The following is a 13,745-nucleotide window of genomic DNA, read 5'->3' on the forward strand; positions in this document are numbered from 1 at the left end:
ACCAAACCATCATACAAAATCAGTTGATCATGAAAAAAGTTCTTCTAATTATTTTGGGTATTCTTGTTATCCTTATTGCTGTATTACTTATTAAAACTTATACCTATCCGTTTAAGAAAAACACAGCTGAAACCGGAGAAGGATGGAAGCCTGTAAAAAGTGATTCTGCCCTAATAAGATTTTCCAACGGAATAAAAATTCCAACGGTATCAACCGGGAGTTTGGGAGAATTCAACTATACACCCTTTGATGAGTTTAAAGAATACCTGAAAATATCATATCCACTGGTGTATCAGAATACGGAGAACTTTGAAGTGAATAAATATGGATTGGTATTCAGGTTGAAAGGAAGTAATCCTGCTCTGGAGCCTATCCTGTTTCTTTCCCATATGGACGTTGTTCCTCCGGGAGACGCTGACGTGAAAAACAAAGAAGAAAATATATTCCGTCCCGATGATAAAGTATTGCCTCCTGTTTCAAAAGTTGCTGAAGATTGGGATTATTCCCCTTTTGCAGGAGTCGTTGCCAATGGCAGGATTTATGGAAGAGGAGCAATAGATATGAAAGGTATGCTCTTCTCTCTGATGGAGTCTGTGAACAATTTGATTAAAAGTAAACAAACTCCACAACGGGATATTTACCTTGCTTTCGGTTTTGATGAAGAAGTAGGAGGCCAAAAAGGAGCCATTCAGATTGCTGATTATTTTAAGAAAAAAGGATTGAAGTTTGATGCCGTATATGATGAAGGAGGGTTGATTATGCAAAAAGGAAGCGTAGCTGGAATAGATTCAGATGTCGCCGTGGTAGGATGTGCTGAAAAAGGATTTCTTTCTGCAAAAATAAAGGTAAAAGGGCTCGGTGGGCATTCATCCATGCCTCCCATGGAAAGTGCTATTGGAAAAGCTGCTGTTATTATGCAGCGCCTGGAAGATGATCAGATGAAGCCTGTCATTACCCCGCTAATTAAAGAGTTTTTTGATAATATCGGAGGTGCTATGCCGTTTACCAGCAGGCTTGCTATTGCCAATCAATGGCTTTTAAAACCTGTACTGTTATCTCAGCTTACTAAAAACAATACCACCAATGCATTGGTACGAACTACTACAGCTTTAACGATGATGAAAGGAAGCGACGGAACGAATGTTCTTTCTCCGGAAGTTGAATTTGTAGTTAATTTCAGGCTCCTTCCGGGAAATACGGTAAAAGATGTCAGAGAACATATTGCAAAAGTTACACAGGGTTTTGATGTTGAGGTGGAAGAAATTGATAATACAAGAGAAGCTTCAAAAATATCACCTACCAATACCAAAGCATACCAACTGATACAGGCTGGGATCAAAGAAATTCATCCTGGAGCTATTGTTACTCCATATCTTACAATGGCAGGTACAGATGCTGCCAAATATGAGATTGTGAGTAAAAATGTATACCGGTTCATGCCCATCAAAATCAATAGCTCAGAGCAGCAAAGCCTTCATAGTACCAACGAATACCTCAGTATAGAAAACTACCTGAAGATGATCCACTACTTTGAATTTATGATGAAGAACTATGACAAGTAATTCTTGTTGCAAATGGCTGCCATATTGCTATTTTATCTTTTTTATTTTACCGGGATTAACATATAAACTGCCCTCCTGACTTCCATGGGTGTAAAGATTCATGGTCTCAAAATCAAGTACAGCAGATATACCCAATCCGCTTTTTTCAATCCACGAAATGAAAATCTTATTCTTATCTAATTGAGAATACACATATGTATCGGTTTCTTCAGTGGCACCGGGATAATCCCCTTTAATTAATTTCCAATGGACTGTAGAATCTGAGGTTAATGTGATATGATAAGTATATTCCTTATACTTCCATTCGTAAGTGCTGCCAATTAAATCCTGGATATTTACAGTATTGCCGGTTTTATTCGGTAACTCTTGCCTCTCGTCAGTTTTTTGTTTCTCTGTGCATGAATTTGATAGCACAGGAATGGTCAATATTAAAAATAGGGTTAATAAATTCTTATTCATCAGATTTGTTTTCATTGTTTTTCTTTTGTATCTCTTTCTCAAATATCTGAAAGTTTAATAAAATAAACAAATAAAAACTAATTTGCTTTATTAGTGAGAGTTTTTCAATGAGTTGATTATTCGTTGATTATGAAAATATTCAAAATGTTTTTAAAGTAAAACAAAACAAGTGATCTGATTCATTTCTATAGAAGATAAAAAGGTTTATTATTTTAACAAAACTTTTTTGGAGGAGCAGGATTTGGTCAAAAATTACATAAAAACACGTCAAGTTCTGTCGTATTCATCATATATATTTGTTAGACAAATTACAATATTATGATTTATACAGAAGATTTTTTCACCCAAAACAGTCCTTACCCAAATGATGATTTGGTGCAGTTAGTTGATAACTTAACCAAAGAAAATGTCAATTACAAAAAAGTTACCGTTTGGATGAATGGTACTCCCATCAACTCGTCTAACGAAGCAAATTTAATTGATGGAAAAATTTATAGAAAAAAGGGAACTGATTATTATGTGAATACGCTCATTTTATCAGGTTCAGAATTGAATGCCGGTCTTTTTGGAGTAAAAGCTGATGGGATTACGGATGATTCCGATGCATTACAAAAAGCTTTTGACTTTTGTGGTAAGAATGGATGGAAGCTGAAGCTGCCCATCGGGGAAATTGTTATAACAAAAACTATACAATGTGACATGCCTGCAAATCCTGATAAGGCTAATAAATTCCAACTCATCGGGTCTGGTGTTAATGTAACAGTTCTAAACTCTATTGGTGCAACAGGAGGTTTACGGTTTGTTTCAAATAGTAGTGGCGGATCCAGTTATTTAACAATTTCTGGTCTTACGATCAGAAGACCTTTTCCTAACAGTCCTGCTGCTGGAGGAGTTGGCATATATGTGAGTAATGTTATGGAAATTACAATAAAAGACGTTGAAGTATTCAAATTTAATTTAGGAATGCAAATAATGGATACATGTTCATCTCTTTTTGAAAATGTAAAAACCCATTGGGGTGATACAGGTTTCTATGGTGGGATGAGCAATATTACGCCTCCCAATTTGTTGACCTTCATCAATTGTCATTTTAATTCAAATGCTGTTAAAGGAGTAGAATTATATAGTGTACATAATGTGAAGTTCGATGGATGCGGGTTTGAAGCTAATTATGGAAACGCCTTAGAAGCCTCATTTGTAGGAGCTAATGGAAAGGTTGGGTTAAACTTAATCAACAGCTATTTTGAAGGAACTTCTAATGGTGTTGATGTTTATTATACTTTAAATAGCGGTGGAACGGCGAATTTCATTGGCAATACATTTAATAGATTGACCAGCAGCATTTATACTTCAGTTTTTGTTCTGTCAAATACGGCTGAAAAAAGTTACCTTAACTTTGTTGGAAATGGGTTTTTGAATGGAGGTAAATTTATTCCAAACGGAGATAAACCTGCTGTTTTAATAACCGGAAATACAGCCAATATTCATTATACAGATACTAATTATTATGAAACAGCTTCAGATGAGCTAATCTGCCTTCCATAATATATAATGTAAAGAATATTTAAATATTTCTCAACTGTAAACCAGATCATTGATCTGGTTTTTTCTGTAAAAAAGATAAAAAGGATCATTATTTTGACAACGGTTTTGAAAAGAACTGGATGTTGGTCAGAGAATAAAATAAAAACACGTCAAGTTTTGTCGCATTACAGCAATAGCTTTGTCTTATCAAAATTACAGAGCTATGGAATTGCCATTTTACTTAAACTTTAAAGACTTTGAAAGTTATTATTACGACAACCTTGAAAAATGGTTCGAAGAATATCATAATACAGGTGAAACAGATTATCTGAAAGCCCTTGCAGCCTTGTATAGTCCTTATATCTATTACAATTTTGCAGAAGATAGGGTACAGGCAGATGCTTCCATTGAGATTAATAACTGTTTTTTTCCTTATCATGAAAAAATTGGAATCTCTTTTTGTACAAGCTGTGATAATGGGAAGTTCCCTAAAAAAGGAATGAGCCATGTATTTGAATGGAAAACCATTTCGATGATGGAATATGCTCAGTATATTTTGGATAAAATCAACAGATATTGCTCAAAAAACAGCAAAGCCCTGAATGGCGGTAAAAATATCCTTGATTATATCAATGACTATGAAATTATCACTTCGAGGGAAGGAACAGGATATTGTGTCAATTACAACAAACACCAGACGGCTATCCCTTTCCTGAAAGCTTATCTTCCTTATTATGGGCAAACGGTTAATATGGCTGTCTACCGGGATTTTATTTTCTCTCTTGTAGAAATAGCAGAATTTATCGATCAGAAACTGAAAACAGTACTGGCCTTTGAACATACCATCTACGCACAGTCAAGATCAGAGGCTAAATTTAAAGTACAGATGAGCCGGCAGTTTCTTACCATATGCAATTAAATTAAACCAAACATTCATACTAATTATATTGTTGAAAGACCTTGAGGTTTTTCAAACAAAGATCCCGGTCAGTAATGGTCGGGATTTTTTATGATGTCAAATAGATTAGTTCTTATGATAAGGTATATTCCAGATAAGATCCGCAGCAAGATAATGAACACCACCATGGTGAATGCTTCTGCTGTCTCTGATGAGATCATTCATATAGCCTACGTCTACTGTAAAAGGAGTATTTGGAATATTAAACATATAATAGGCTGCAATACGCATTTCTCGGTATCCAAATGAAGTCCACTGTGGATCCGGTTCATTAAGATGGCTTATAGAAAATAAAGCTTCCGCACTTAATGCTAATTTTTGGTTGTTCTTTGGTGATAAATTATATGTCAGCTGGCTTTTAATACGGGTTCTCAATTGGAAATCTTCTTCCACTTTGCTAAAATCAGCAGCGAAAAATTTTCTGAATTCCTGTCGGACCGTATTTTTTAATTTCCACTTTTTTCCAAGATCAAAAGTATAGGCATATCTTCCGTAGATCCTGAATTCCTGCTCAGTACTTTCTTTTTCGTAAGGAGCGCTGTTTTCATATTGTGGCTGGCGGCGGTAGCTAAGGGCATAGCTGTATTGCTGATGAGGAGCAAAAGAATGGTAGACCTCATGGTTCAATACAAGAATTGCCTGTTTAGAAAGGAGGTTGTTATTGTCCGGACTGCTTTTACGTCCTATTGCAATATAACTTAAAGCCTGTTTTTTTCCTAATGAATCCAGTTGGCGCTTTACTCCAAAAGCTGTCCATAACGCTGTATTGGCATCACCCAGTCCCGGTGGACTGATCTGTGCCTTTAATACATTTCCTGTAAAACCTATTAAAAATAAGGCTGCTAAAATTTTCTTTATACTAAACATCATGAATAACTTCTTCACTATTGATTGTAATTTTTGTGAGAACCTAAGAATAAATGATTTCCGGAAAGAGTATTTCATAGTACAAAATTATGATGTTCCATGTGCTCACTGCTTACTTAAATTCCCTTAATACTATTTAAAAACATGACAAAAGTAACAGGTGATTTAGGAATAATTTAGGAATCCGGGATCTGTGAAAATTTTTATTCAATAGAAATTTTCTCTCTGGAGCGGTCTATATAAAGGCAGTTTTTTTTAAAGATTTATTACCCAGCATTCCCTGTCATGCCGGAAAACTTCATCAGCATATATTGAACTGACCGCAAAGTTTTTTTGTTGAAAACTTGTGGAAAACATATTGGCTGTTTGTGTGTAACCTTCTGTTTTCTACTATTTATAATGAAAAATAAAGTAAAGTACTGTATGTCAGATTGTTTTAGAGTGATGGCTAAATACGAATTGCCACAGTTTTTTTGCAGGTGCAACATGTAGGATTGAAATCCACATCTTGATAGTGCAAAAAAACTGCGGCAATTGGGGAATATGAAATAGTTTATTAATTTCCTGTTTTGCACATGGCATCCCAGGTTGTCCAGAAATGTGCATTAATAGCACCAATAAATGGATGGGTGCTGTCGGCAACAATGCCCACCATGGAAGCACAGTTAGAATTGCATCCTATTTCATTGTGGCTTCCGGCCTGAGGAGGAATCTGTCGCCAGCTGCCTGTTGAGCCACTTAATAGTTCTACTTTAATGTCAAAGATCCCCGAAAGGTTAGGAGTCTGAATTTGTTTGGTAGGATTTTCACTTGAGATAGAATCGCTCCAATTTCCCTGTGAGAACGTTACACGCCATGTAGTGATCATTGCAGAGGTGTCGTTTTGAGGCGAGATATAAACCCAGAACTGAGCCCCGCCACCAAGTTGAACCTGGCCGGATGAATTTACGTTTACGCTGGTTGTTGTCATGGTAATTTAAGTTTAGATGGTTATTTCTATTTCAAAGTAACAAAGAAGAAAGCGAATGGTGTAGAGTACAAATAACCAATTGTGACTTTGAGTAGAAATACTTATACCTTAAGTGCGTAACCAGCAAGGCTCTGACTTTCCCAAAGATGTCAGTACAGACTGCTTACTCAATGTTCTTTTCAATAAGCTGTAGTATGGCACTATTAAATGAAGGCAGTTGGGTCCCTAATATGTCAAAAAAGTCCAGATCTGCATTTTCTACTTCAATGATTGCTTTCTGCAATATTTTTTCACCGGTAGCTGTTAACCGGACAATTTTTGCTCTTGTGTCAGTTTCATGTTCTTGCCGGGTTAAAAACCCCTTTTCTTCCAAGGTTCGTAAAACTTTTGACACCATCATTCTATCAGCATTACTCTGTGTGGCAATATCAATCTGGGTAACAGCATCACTTTTTTTTGAAAGCCAGCCTAAAGCTGCCAACAGCACAAATTGGGTATGGGTAAGGTCCAGAGGGTCCAAAACCTTTTTTTGTTTCCGTTGCCAAAGCATTGTTAGCTGTCCAAGCAAATACCCCGGACTGTCGTTTGGACTTTTAAAATGGAATTCTATTTCTTTAGGCATAATGATATTGAAGCATATGTGATGAAATCAGGTTAAAATCATGTTGGTTGATTTCAAAGAAACCGAACCGGAACGGATAACCCCAGCTTTTTTTGTTCTGAATAAAATCCAGGTTGTCAATTAAAGGAAGAATAGAGGTGTCTTCAGACTTTGAAAATTCAATAGTACGTCTTGAAGGACAGAAGCCTTCAGAGACCTGGAACTGATATATTTCGTCATCTATCACCTTTCCCAATGCGGTAAACTCCTGGCACTTGTCCGGTTTACCCATTGTCTGCTTTCCAGAATAATAGATTATAAAATCTCCTTTTTTCATTCTTTTTAACGGTGCTGATTTTCCGTGGCATGTCTGTGCGATCCCTGCTGCAATTCCATTTTTGACATGATCCTTCGATGCCACGATAATCCAATATTTTGTGTCCCGGTTATTCATTGTTATCAGCCTTAATTTGTTCTAAAAACGTAATAACATAGCCATCCGGGTCTTTTATCATCAGTGTTTTCCCAAAAGGAGTATTGTTGATTGTCCCCAAAAGAGCCACGCTTTTTTCAATCAGTTGATTTTGAAGCTCTTCAATTTTTCCGTCAATCGCAAACCAAAGTGAAACCCCAACACCCAGTTCTTTACTTTCTATATTCCCAATAGGAGTCCTTATAGCAAAACTTGCTTCCCCTTTATTGTACTTAAAAATACAGGCATGTGGGTTTGTTGCATCAGATAGTTCAAATCCTAGCCTTTCTGTGTAAAAGGTTTTTGAAACCTCTACATCTCTTACCTGCAAAGATGCAAAATCTAATTTTCTCATTTTATATATTTTTGTTGTTGCAAATATAATATATACGACAATAATAATCTGATTTTTTACTTTTTTTTTTTTTTGAATTAATAGAAAACATCCATCTATAAATGTTACGGATGAAAATTTTCTGAAAAAACTGTTTCAATGGAGGGCAATATAAACTCGATTATAAAAATTCAAGTTCAAAACTCTATAAAATCCGAAGTAATCTTGGAAATGACGGAAGCAATACGGTTCAGGAACTGGATCTGCAGAATGCATACAGAAATGCGGAAAACTAAAACTGATCTTACAAACTATTCAGGTTTATTGCGTGGAAAACAACGCAGATGGCGTTATGAGATTAATACGTCCTTGCTATTGATGAGCATGAATTTAATAAACATTTTTCCATGTCTATTTGATCAGATAGCATTATCCAACCATGGAAGAAGCCTTAAAAACCCATATTAGGTGCTCCGCTTCCAGCAAGGAAAAACGAAATTATAAAAATTATTATCATCAAAAACATGATCACAATAGAAATGTAAAATTCATTTTTTTCAAGAAATTCTTTAATTTTAAATCTCATATAAGGTAATAAGCAAGCTTTTTGTACCCAATAAAGCTAATAAAATAAAACAGGAAAATAAAAGTATAACTGGAATAAAAAAGAAAAAGCGCTGACAATCAGCGCTTTTCTTGCAGAAAGGAAGGGATTCGAACCCTCGATACAGTTACCCGTATACTACCTTTCCAGGGTAGCTCCTTCAACCACTCGGACACCTTTCTTTTTGAGATTGCAAAAATAGGGTATTTTCTGGAATATCCAAATTATTATTGCAATTTAATCGGTAATTTCTCCACAAAGGCTTTTTGTAAAGTTATCGGCAAAGCTTCCGGAATAGTTGGGATTGTCAATTAAGTGCATGGCTTTGGTTATAGCGGTTTCAGCAGTCATATCCCTGCCGCTGATAGCTCCTATTCTTGAGAAAATGTTACTGTTCTCATACTTTCCAAAGGAGATACCTCCTGAAATGCACTGACTTACCACTACGATTTCCGTTCCGTTATTTCTAATTTCCTGAAGCGTTTCCTGGGTTTTTTCACTGCTGAATATAGTGCCGGAACCAAAAACCTGCAGAATAAGCACTTTCATTTTGGGTATTTCTCTGAAATGACTCAGCTGCATTCCCGGAAAAATTCTCCAGAATAAAATATCTTCTGAAATATGTTCATCAACATGAAATTCTACCGTGGGATCACAGCGGAAAAGATTATCCTTAATAATATTCAGATGGACTCCCGATTGTCCTAAAATAGGATAGTTCGGGCTTGCATAAGCATCAAAATACTCTGCTGAATATTTCAATGTTCTATTTCCTCTCAATAATTTATATTCAAAATAAACCGCCACTTCCTGAATAACAGCTTCATCATTTTCATATAAGCTTGCGTAGTAAAGACTTGTCAAAAGATTCTCCTTGGCATCCGTTCTCAGATCACCAATAGGCAGCTGAGATCCTGTCATGATGACCGGCTTTTTTAATCCTTTTAACATAAAGCTTAATGCCGATGCGGTATAAGACATGGTATCCGTTCCGTGCAGGATCAGAAAACCGTCAAAATCATTATAGTTTTTAAGGATGTAATTGGCAATAACTTTCCATTCCTCGGGTCCCATATCTGAAGAATCCAGCGGTTTGGCGAAAGGATGAACAAAAACCTCACATTCCATGAGCTTCATTTCAGGCATCTTTTCAAATATATTTCCAAAATCAAAGGCGCGGAGACTACCGGTTTCATAATCTTTTTCCATACCGATGGTTCCCCCGGTATAGATGAGCAGGACTTTTCGCTTCATGTACTATTTTTAATTAAGAATTTGAGACAGGTTAAGGTTCATAGCCCAAAATTACGTTAATTTGCAAAGATTTGAAAATGGATGAAAGATTTAGCAGAAACTTTTGAGTATTTAAAACAATTTTTAACAGACGAAAGACTGACAAAAATTGAACATTTCTCCCACGAAAGTTCAGATTTTGTGCTCCCTGTAATGGATGATGTATATCAGTTCAGAAATGCAGCCGCTATTATAAGGTCTGTAGAAGCATGTGCTTTTCATAAAGTAGTTGCTATGGAGGAGGAGAACGTTTTTAATCCTAACCTTACCGTAACCAAAGGAGCTGAAACCTGGGTAGAAGTTGAAAAAGTACCTAAAAATATTACTTCCTTACAGAATATTAAAGACAGAGGATATAAAATACTGGCTGTATCTCTGGAGAAAAATGCAGTGATGCTTCCTGATTATCAAATTACGGAACCTATTGCACTGGTTTTTGGAACAGAATTGAAAGGGGTTTCTAAGGAAGTCATAGATTTTGCAGATGAAACACTGGCTATTCCGATGTATGGGCTTACCAAAAGCTTCAATGTTTCTGTAGCAGCAGGAATCTGTATGTATGAACTGAAACAGAAACTGATGAGATCAGGGATCGATTATAAACTGAATGACCAGAAGCGTTTGGAAATGAAACTTCGATGGGCTGTGAACTCTATAAAGAGCGGGAAAGAAATTCTGGCAAAGTACCGTAAAGACCATAATTTGGAATAAATACAATGAAAAAATATACCAAATACCTATTCTTTTTTTCGCTTTTTATGTCTCTTACGAGTCTTGCTATTAAAGAAAAGGGTTATAATGAAATATATCCTTTTGCAAGCTGGAAACTATTTACAGTGCCCAGTGGGGGAGAAGCTTCAGGAGAAAGATATAAACTGTATGGAATCAATCATGGTGATACGATAAGGATTTTAAATACCCCTGTTAAAAGCTATGAAGCTAACGATGAGGAGTTTATTGTCAATGCCTATGGAGGAAAGATTGACCATAATGAAGATAAAGAATTGAACAGGAAGAAGCTTCTAATCTTTGCCAGGGATACAAGACCTGAATTTCAGGAGTATCTTTTGTATAAAGAGATGTACAGTCCCCGTGAGATAGGTGAAAAAAAGATGAAAATTGATAAAAAAATTATTACTAAACTTTAATGAACTACCCTCAGCTTACCGTATTTAATTATAAAACGGTTTATTACGTATTAAGAGTATTCAGCCTATACTGGCTGACTGTTCAATTTCTAAAGTTTATTGAGTTGGGAAATAGGCCAAAAGAAATTTATGATCCTGTTTTTGGATTTGAAAAAATCATATTTCCTGAATTTCCCGGGATATTTATGGTTACCGGGCTTATTGTTGCCTGTGGAATATGTGTAGTAGCGTCTGTTTTTAAGCCATCTTACTGGTTTAATGTCATAATCTTTTTATTAATGGCAGTTATAAACCTTCCATTATCCGCTAATTTCGGGGTTCACCATGATAATCATGTGATCATTCTGGTTTATTTTCTCAGTATTTTTTTACTGCCCAAAAATCTTGAAAATAAAGATTATAAGCTTGTACAGTATTTTTATCTGGGTGTTTTAATGACCTATACGCTTGCTGGGATGGGTAAATTATTAGGAACAGCTAAAAATATCATTAAACATACACCAAAACTTACATGGCTGGATAAAAATGCCGCAAAACTCAATACCTATGATAATTACTGGGCAGCCGATATGGCAATCCCTGATTGGATGAAAGAAATGTATGCCTATGAAAACTTTTGGGTAATATTAACGGTTTTGGGAATTGGTCTTCAGTTTCTTTGCTTTTTAGGAGCTTTTAACAGGAAATTGCTTACATTTTTTATGCTGTTTCTCTATATATTCCATACATACACGGCAAAGTTTGTACTGGCCGATTTTGAGAATACCAATTATTTACTGCTTGTTATTTTCTTTCCATATCATATGCTGCTTCCTCTTTTCAAACGGAGTGAAGCTAAAGTACTGAATACTTAAATCATTTTATTATAATTCCAGGCTGCAACAAATACTCCTGCAGTTTCTGTTCTCAGTCTTTGATTCCCCAGGGATACAGCTTTTATGCTGTTTTCAGATAAGTATCCGATTTCTCTTTCAGAAAAATCACCTTCCGGACCTATCAGAAAAGTATAATGGTCTGATGACGGGATATTGGTGAGATCAATTCTTTCCAGGTTTTCATGGCAGTGTGCCACAAAAGTATGCTGAGGATCCATGTTTTTTAGAAAATCAGATAGCCTGATAGAATCATTAATAACAGGAAAATGAAATCTTAGACTTTGTTTTGACGCGGCAATACTCTGTTTTCTGATTTTATCAATGTTGATGTTTTTACGTTCTGTTTTTTCTGTAATGATGATACTGATCTCTGAAATTCCCATTTCTACAGCTTTTTCTACAAAAAACTCTATCCTGTCAATATTTTTTGTCGGTGCAATAGCAATATGAAGCTTTGGATTGAAATCAGCCAGGTGTTCTTTGATTTCCACTACCTCAATACCTGCTCTTTTACCTTCTATGATAAGTTTCCCAGAAGCTAAACGCCCTTTTCCATCAGTTACATGAATATCTTCACCCGCTCTCATGCGGAGAACTTTTACAATATGCTGTTGTTCCTCGTCGTTGATGATGACTTTTGTACCTTCTATTTCTCCGTAAAATAGTTTCATATATCCTGCGTTAAGAATGCAACTCCTGTTTTTATTGTGGTGTAAATGTCCGTATCACAGTCACGGTAAGTACAGATGAAAATTTCTTCCTTCCAACTGTTGTTGATGAAAATCAAATTCAGGTATTCCTGTTTTCTTAAATTGTTTTTAATAGATAGATAATCCCCTTCTTTTGGAGTATACGGAAAGCTGAAAAGATGCTCTGAATTTATTTTTTCTATAATTTCCTCTTTTACATCCTGAATGTATCCTTTTTCAGAACTTGAGGGAAGATAGTCTAAAGAATTTCCCGGATCATCATTTTTTCCCGTAATGGTTTCCAGTACCCAATAATATTTTGAGTTCTTTTTAGAATGGGTTCCCAGTACTTTTTCTTCTAAGAGTATTTTCATAAATCATATTTTGCTGTTGCAGAAGTTCTGAGATCTGTAAACTCACCTTTGTCGAACTTCAATTTTGCTACCATAGCAATCATGGCTGCATTGTCTGTTGTATATTCAAATTTTGGAATGTAAATATTCCATCCCAATCTATCCTTATTGTCTTCCATTGCTTTGCGTAATGCAGAATTGGCAGAAACACCGCCTGCAATAGCAACTTCTTTGATGTTGAGGTCTTTTGCTGCTTTTTCAAGCTTATTCATTAAAATCTCAATGATGGATCTTTGTACTGAGGCACAAAGGTCATTAAGGTTTTCTTTAATGAAATCCGGATTTTTACGGACCTCTTTCTGGATGAAATATAATACCGATGTTTTAATACCGCTGAAAGAATAATTATATTCCTCTAGCTTTGGTTTATTAAATGTAAAAGCATGAGGATTTCCCTCTTTGGCAAGTCGGTCAATAATAGGACCTGCAGGATAATCAAGGTCGAAAATCTTTCCTATTTTATCAAATGCTTCTCCTGCAGCATCATCAATTGTTTTCCCGATAATTTCCATTTCAAAATAATCTTTTACCAGTACAATCATGGTATGACCGCCACTTACGGTAAGACACAGAAAAGGAAAGGCTGGCGGCATAGGATTTGCATCCTCAATAAAATGGGCTAAAATGTGGGCTTGGAGGTGGTTTACTTCTATTAACGGGACATTGAGGCTCATTGCCAAAGATTTAGCAAATGATGTTCCTACAAGAAGTGATCCTAAAAGTCCGGGACCACGTGTAAATCCTATAGCTGAAATTGCATTTTGTTGTATATTTGCTTTAGTAAAAGATTTTTCAACAACGGGGATAATATTTTGCTGATGGGCTCGTGAAGCTAATTCAGGAACTACACCACCATATTCTTTATGGATGGCCTGGCTTGCGGCAATGTTTGAAAGAATAGAATTCCCCTTGATGATAGCTGCTGAGGTGTCGTCGCAAGACGATTCAATACCTAAAATTATAGAGTCGCTCATAA

General features: G+C 35.9%; 16 protein-coding genes and 1 tRNA gene. 6 read left to right on the forward strand and 11 right to left on the reverse strand.

The features are described from left to right. Positions 1–29 precede the first annotated feature (29 nt). The gene (locus MP478_RS10880; protein ID WP_257200465.1) at positions 30–1,562 is read left to right on the forward strand and encodes a M20/M25/M40 family metallo-hydrolase; all 1,533 of its coding nucleotides are present in this window, start codon (positions 30–32) and stop codon (positions 1,560–1,562) included. Between the two features lie 27 nt (positions 1,563–1,589). On the opposite strand, the gene MP478_RS10885 is transcribed toward MP478_RS10880, so the two are convergent. After that, on the reverse strand, positions 1,590–2,036 hold the full coding sequence (locus MP478_RS10885) for a hypothetical protein (protein WP_257200466.1): 447 nt from the start codon (positions 2,034–2,036) through the stop codon (positions 1,590–1,592). 303 nt (positions 2,037–2,339) lie between these two features. Between MP478_RS10885 and MP478_RS10890 the strand changes: the two genes are divergently transcribed. Then, a complete protein-coding gene (locus MP478_RS10890) occupies positions 2,340–3,566 on the forward strand; it encodes a right-handed parallel beta-helix repeat-containing protein (RefSeq protein ID WP_257200467.1) in 1,227 nt (408 codons plus the stop codon). A 202-nt stretch (positions 3,567–3,768) separates the two neighbouring features. After that, positions 3,769–4,464, forward strand: a complete 696-nt coding sequence (locus tag MP478_RS10895; RefSeq protein WP_257200468.1) for a hypothetical protein — start codon at positions 3,769–3,771, stop codon at positions 4,462–4,464. A 105-nt stretch (positions 4,465–4,569) separates the two neighbouring features. On the opposite strand, the gene MP478_RS10900 is transcribed toward MP478_RS10895, so the two are convergent. The 7 genes from MP478_RS10900 to MP478_RS10930 form a co-directional block, all read right to left on the reverse strand. Continuing rightward, the gene (locus tag MP478_RS10900) at positions 4,570–5,373 is read right to left on the reverse strand and encodes a DUF2490 domain-containing protein (RefSeq protein WP_257200469.1); all 804 of its coding nucleotides are present in this window, start codon (positions 5,371–5,373) and stop codon (positions 4,570–4,572) included. A 553-nt stretch (positions 5,374–5,926) separates the two neighbouring features. Further along, positions 5,927–6,340, reverse strand: a complete 414-nt coding sequence (locus MP478_RS10905; protein ID WP_257200470.1) for a hypothetical protein — start codon at positions 6,338–6,340, stop codon at positions 5,927–5,929. Between the two features lie 163 nt (positions 6,341–6,503). After that, a complete protein-coding gene (locus tag MP478_RS10910; protein ID WP_257191479.1) occupies positions 6,504–6,962 on the reverse strand; it encodes a MarR family winged helix-turn-helix transcriptional regulator in 459 nt (152 codons plus the stop codon). Further along, positions 6,955–7,395, reverse strand: coding sequence for an EVE domain-containing protein (locus MP478_RS10915; protein WP_257200471.1), 441 nt, complete (start codon positions 7,393–7,395; stop codon positions 6,955–6,957). The genes MP478_RS10910 and MP478_RS10915 overlap by 8 nt, the downstream gene beginning before the upstream one ends. Next, positions 7,388–7,768 carry a VOC family protein gene (locus MP478_RS10920; protein WP_257200472.1) on the reverse strand — a complete coding sequence of 127 codons (381 nt, stop codon included), beginning with the start codon at positions 7,766–7,768 and terminating at the stop codon, positions 7,388–7,390. Before MP478_RS10920 ends, MP478_RS10915 begins: the two co-directional genes overlap by 8 nt. 678 nt (positions 7,769–8,446) lie before the next feature. Next, positions 8,447–8,533, reverse strand: a tRNA-Ser gene (locus tag MP478_RS10925). 55 nt (positions 8,534–8,588) lie between these two features. Then, complete coding sequence (locus tag MP478_RS10930; RefSeq protein WP_257191483.1) at positions 8,589–9,605, reverse strand: asparaginase; 1,017 nt, start codon at positions 9,603–9,605, stop codon at positions 8,589–8,591. Positions 9,606–9,686: 81 nt separating this feature from the next. Between MP478_RS10930 and MP478_RS10935 the strand changes: the two genes are divergently transcribed. From MP478_RS10935 to MP478_RS10945, 3 genes are read left to right on the forward strand one after another with little or no spacing between them, the layout of a single operon-like run. Next, complete coding sequence (locus MP478_RS10935) at positions 9,687–10,355, forward strand: RNA methyltransferase (protein WP_257200473.1); 669 nt, start codon at positions 9,687–9,689, stop codon at positions 10,353–10,355. A gap of 5 nt (positions 10,356–10,360) precedes the next feature. Beyond that, positions 10,361–10,792: a hypothetical protein gene (locus tag MP478_RS10940; protein WP_257191485.1), complete on the forward strand. Its 432-nt coding sequence runs from the start codon at positions 10,361–10,363 to the stop codon at positions 10,790–10,792. Continuing rightward, entirely contained in the window at positions 10,792–11,646 is an 855-nt protein-coding gene (locus tag MP478_RS10945) for a hypothetical protein (RefSeq protein ID WP_257200474.1), read from the forward strand. Before MP478_RS10940 ends, MP478_RS10945 begins: the two co-directional genes overlap by 1 nt. Here the strand turns inward: MP478_RS10945 and MP478_RS10950 are convergent. Genes MP478_RS10950 through tsaD form a run of 3 tightly spaced genes read right to left on the reverse strand, consistent with a single transcriptional unit; the run spans position 11,643 to position 13,743 of the window. Next, positions 11,643–12,338 carry a 16S rRNA (uracil(1498)-N(3))-methyltransferase gene (locus tag MP478_RS10950; RefSeq protein ID WP_230038805.1) on the reverse strand — a complete coding sequence of 232 codons (696 nt, stop codon included), beginning with the start codon at positions 12,336–12,338 and terminating at the stop codon, positions 11,643–11,645. The two genes, MP478_RS10945 and MP478_RS10950, sit on opposite strands and share 4 nt — an antisense overlap. Further along, positions 12,335–12,730: a hypothetical protein gene (locus MP478_RS10955; RefSeq protein ID WP_230038807.1), complete on the reverse strand. Its 396-nt coding sequence runs from the start codon at positions 12,728–12,730 to the stop codon at positions 12,335–12,337. The genes MP478_RS10950 and MP478_RS10955 overlap by 4 nt, the downstream gene beginning before the upstream one ends. Continuing rightward, entirely contained in the window at positions 12,727–13,743 is a 1,017-nt protein-coding gene (gene tsaD, locus MP478_RS10960) for a tRNA (adenosine(37)-N6)-threonylcarbamoyltransferase complex transferase subunit TsaD (protein WP_047489148.1), read from the reverse strand. The genes MP478_RS10955 and tsaD overlap by 4 nt, the downstream gene beginning before the upstream one ends. Positions 13,744–13,745 lie beyond the last annotated feature (2 nt).

This window comes from Chryseobacterium sp. WG14 (assembly GCF_024586945.1).
GTDB lineage: Bacteria > Bacteroidota > Bacteroidia > Flavobacteriales > Weeksellaceae > Chryseobacterium.

Excerpts from the sequence above, each read along its gene's own strand:
- MP478_RS10950 (WP_230038805.1), bottom strand. The coding sequence starts at position 12,338 with ATGAAACTATTTTACGGAGAAATAGAAGGTACAAAAGTCATCATCAAC.
- MP478_RS10940 (WP_257191485.1), top strand. The coding sequence starts at position 10,361 with ATGAAAAAATATACCAAATACCTATTCTTTTTTTCGCTTTTTATGTCT.
- MP478_RS10905 (WP_257200470.1), bottom strand. The coding sequence starts at position 6,340 with ATGACAACAACCAGCGTAAACGTAAATTCATCCGGCCAGGTTCAACTT.
- MP478_RS10920 (WP_257200472.1), bottom strand. The coding sequence starts at position 7,768 with ATGAGAAAATTAGATTTTGCATCTTTGCAGGTAAGAGATGTAGAGGTT.
- MP478_RS10895 (WP_257200468.1), top strand. The coding sequence starts at position 3,769 with ATGGAATTGCCATTTTACTTAAACTTTAAAGACTTTGAAAGTTATTAT.
- MP478_RS10890 (WP_257200467.1), top strand. The coding sequence starts at position 2,340 with ATGATTTATACAGAAGATTTTTTCACCCAAAACAGTCCTTACCCAAAT.
- MP478_RS10930 (WP_257191483.1), bottom strand. The coding sequence starts at position 9,605 with ATGAAGCGAAAAGTCCTGCTCATCTATACCGGGGGAACCATCGGTATG.
- MP478_RS10915 (WP_257200471.1), bottom strand. The coding sequence starts at position 7,395 with ATGAATAACCGGGACACAAAATATTGGATTATCGTGGCATCGAAGGAT.
- MP478_RS10885 (WP_257200466.1), bottom strand. The coding sequence starts at position 2,036 with ATGAAAACAAATCTGATGAATAAGAATTTATTAACCCTATTTTTAATA.
- MP478_RS10935 (WP_257200473.1), top strand. The coding sequence starts at position 9,687 with ATGAAAGATTTAGCAGAAACTTTTGAGTATTTAAAACAATTTTTAACA.
- MP478_RS10945 (WP_257200474.1), top strand. The coding sequence starts at position 10,792 with ATGAACTACCCTCAGCTTACCGTATTTAATTATAAAACGGTTTATTAC.
- tsaD (WP_047489148.1), bottom strand. The coding sequence starts at position 13,743 with ATGAGCGACTCTATAATTTTAGGTATTGAATCGTCTTGCGACGACACC.
- MP478_RS10900 (WP_257200469.1), bottom strand. The coding sequence starts at position 5,373 with ATGATGTTTAGTATAAAGAAAATTTTAGCAGCCTTATTTTTAATAGGT.
- MP478_RS10880 (WP_257200465.1), top strand. The coding sequence starts at position 30 with ATGAAAAAAGTTCTTCTAATTATTTTGGGTATTCTTGTTATCCTTATT.
- MP478_RS10955 (WP_230038807.1), bottom strand. The coding sequence starts at position 12,730 with ATGAAAATACTCTTAGAAGAAAAAGTACTGGGAACCCATTCTAAAAAG.
- MP478_RS10910 (WP_257191479.1), bottom strand. The coding sequence starts at position 6,962 with ATGCCTAAAGAAATAGAATTCCATTTTAAAAGTCCAAACGACAGTCCG.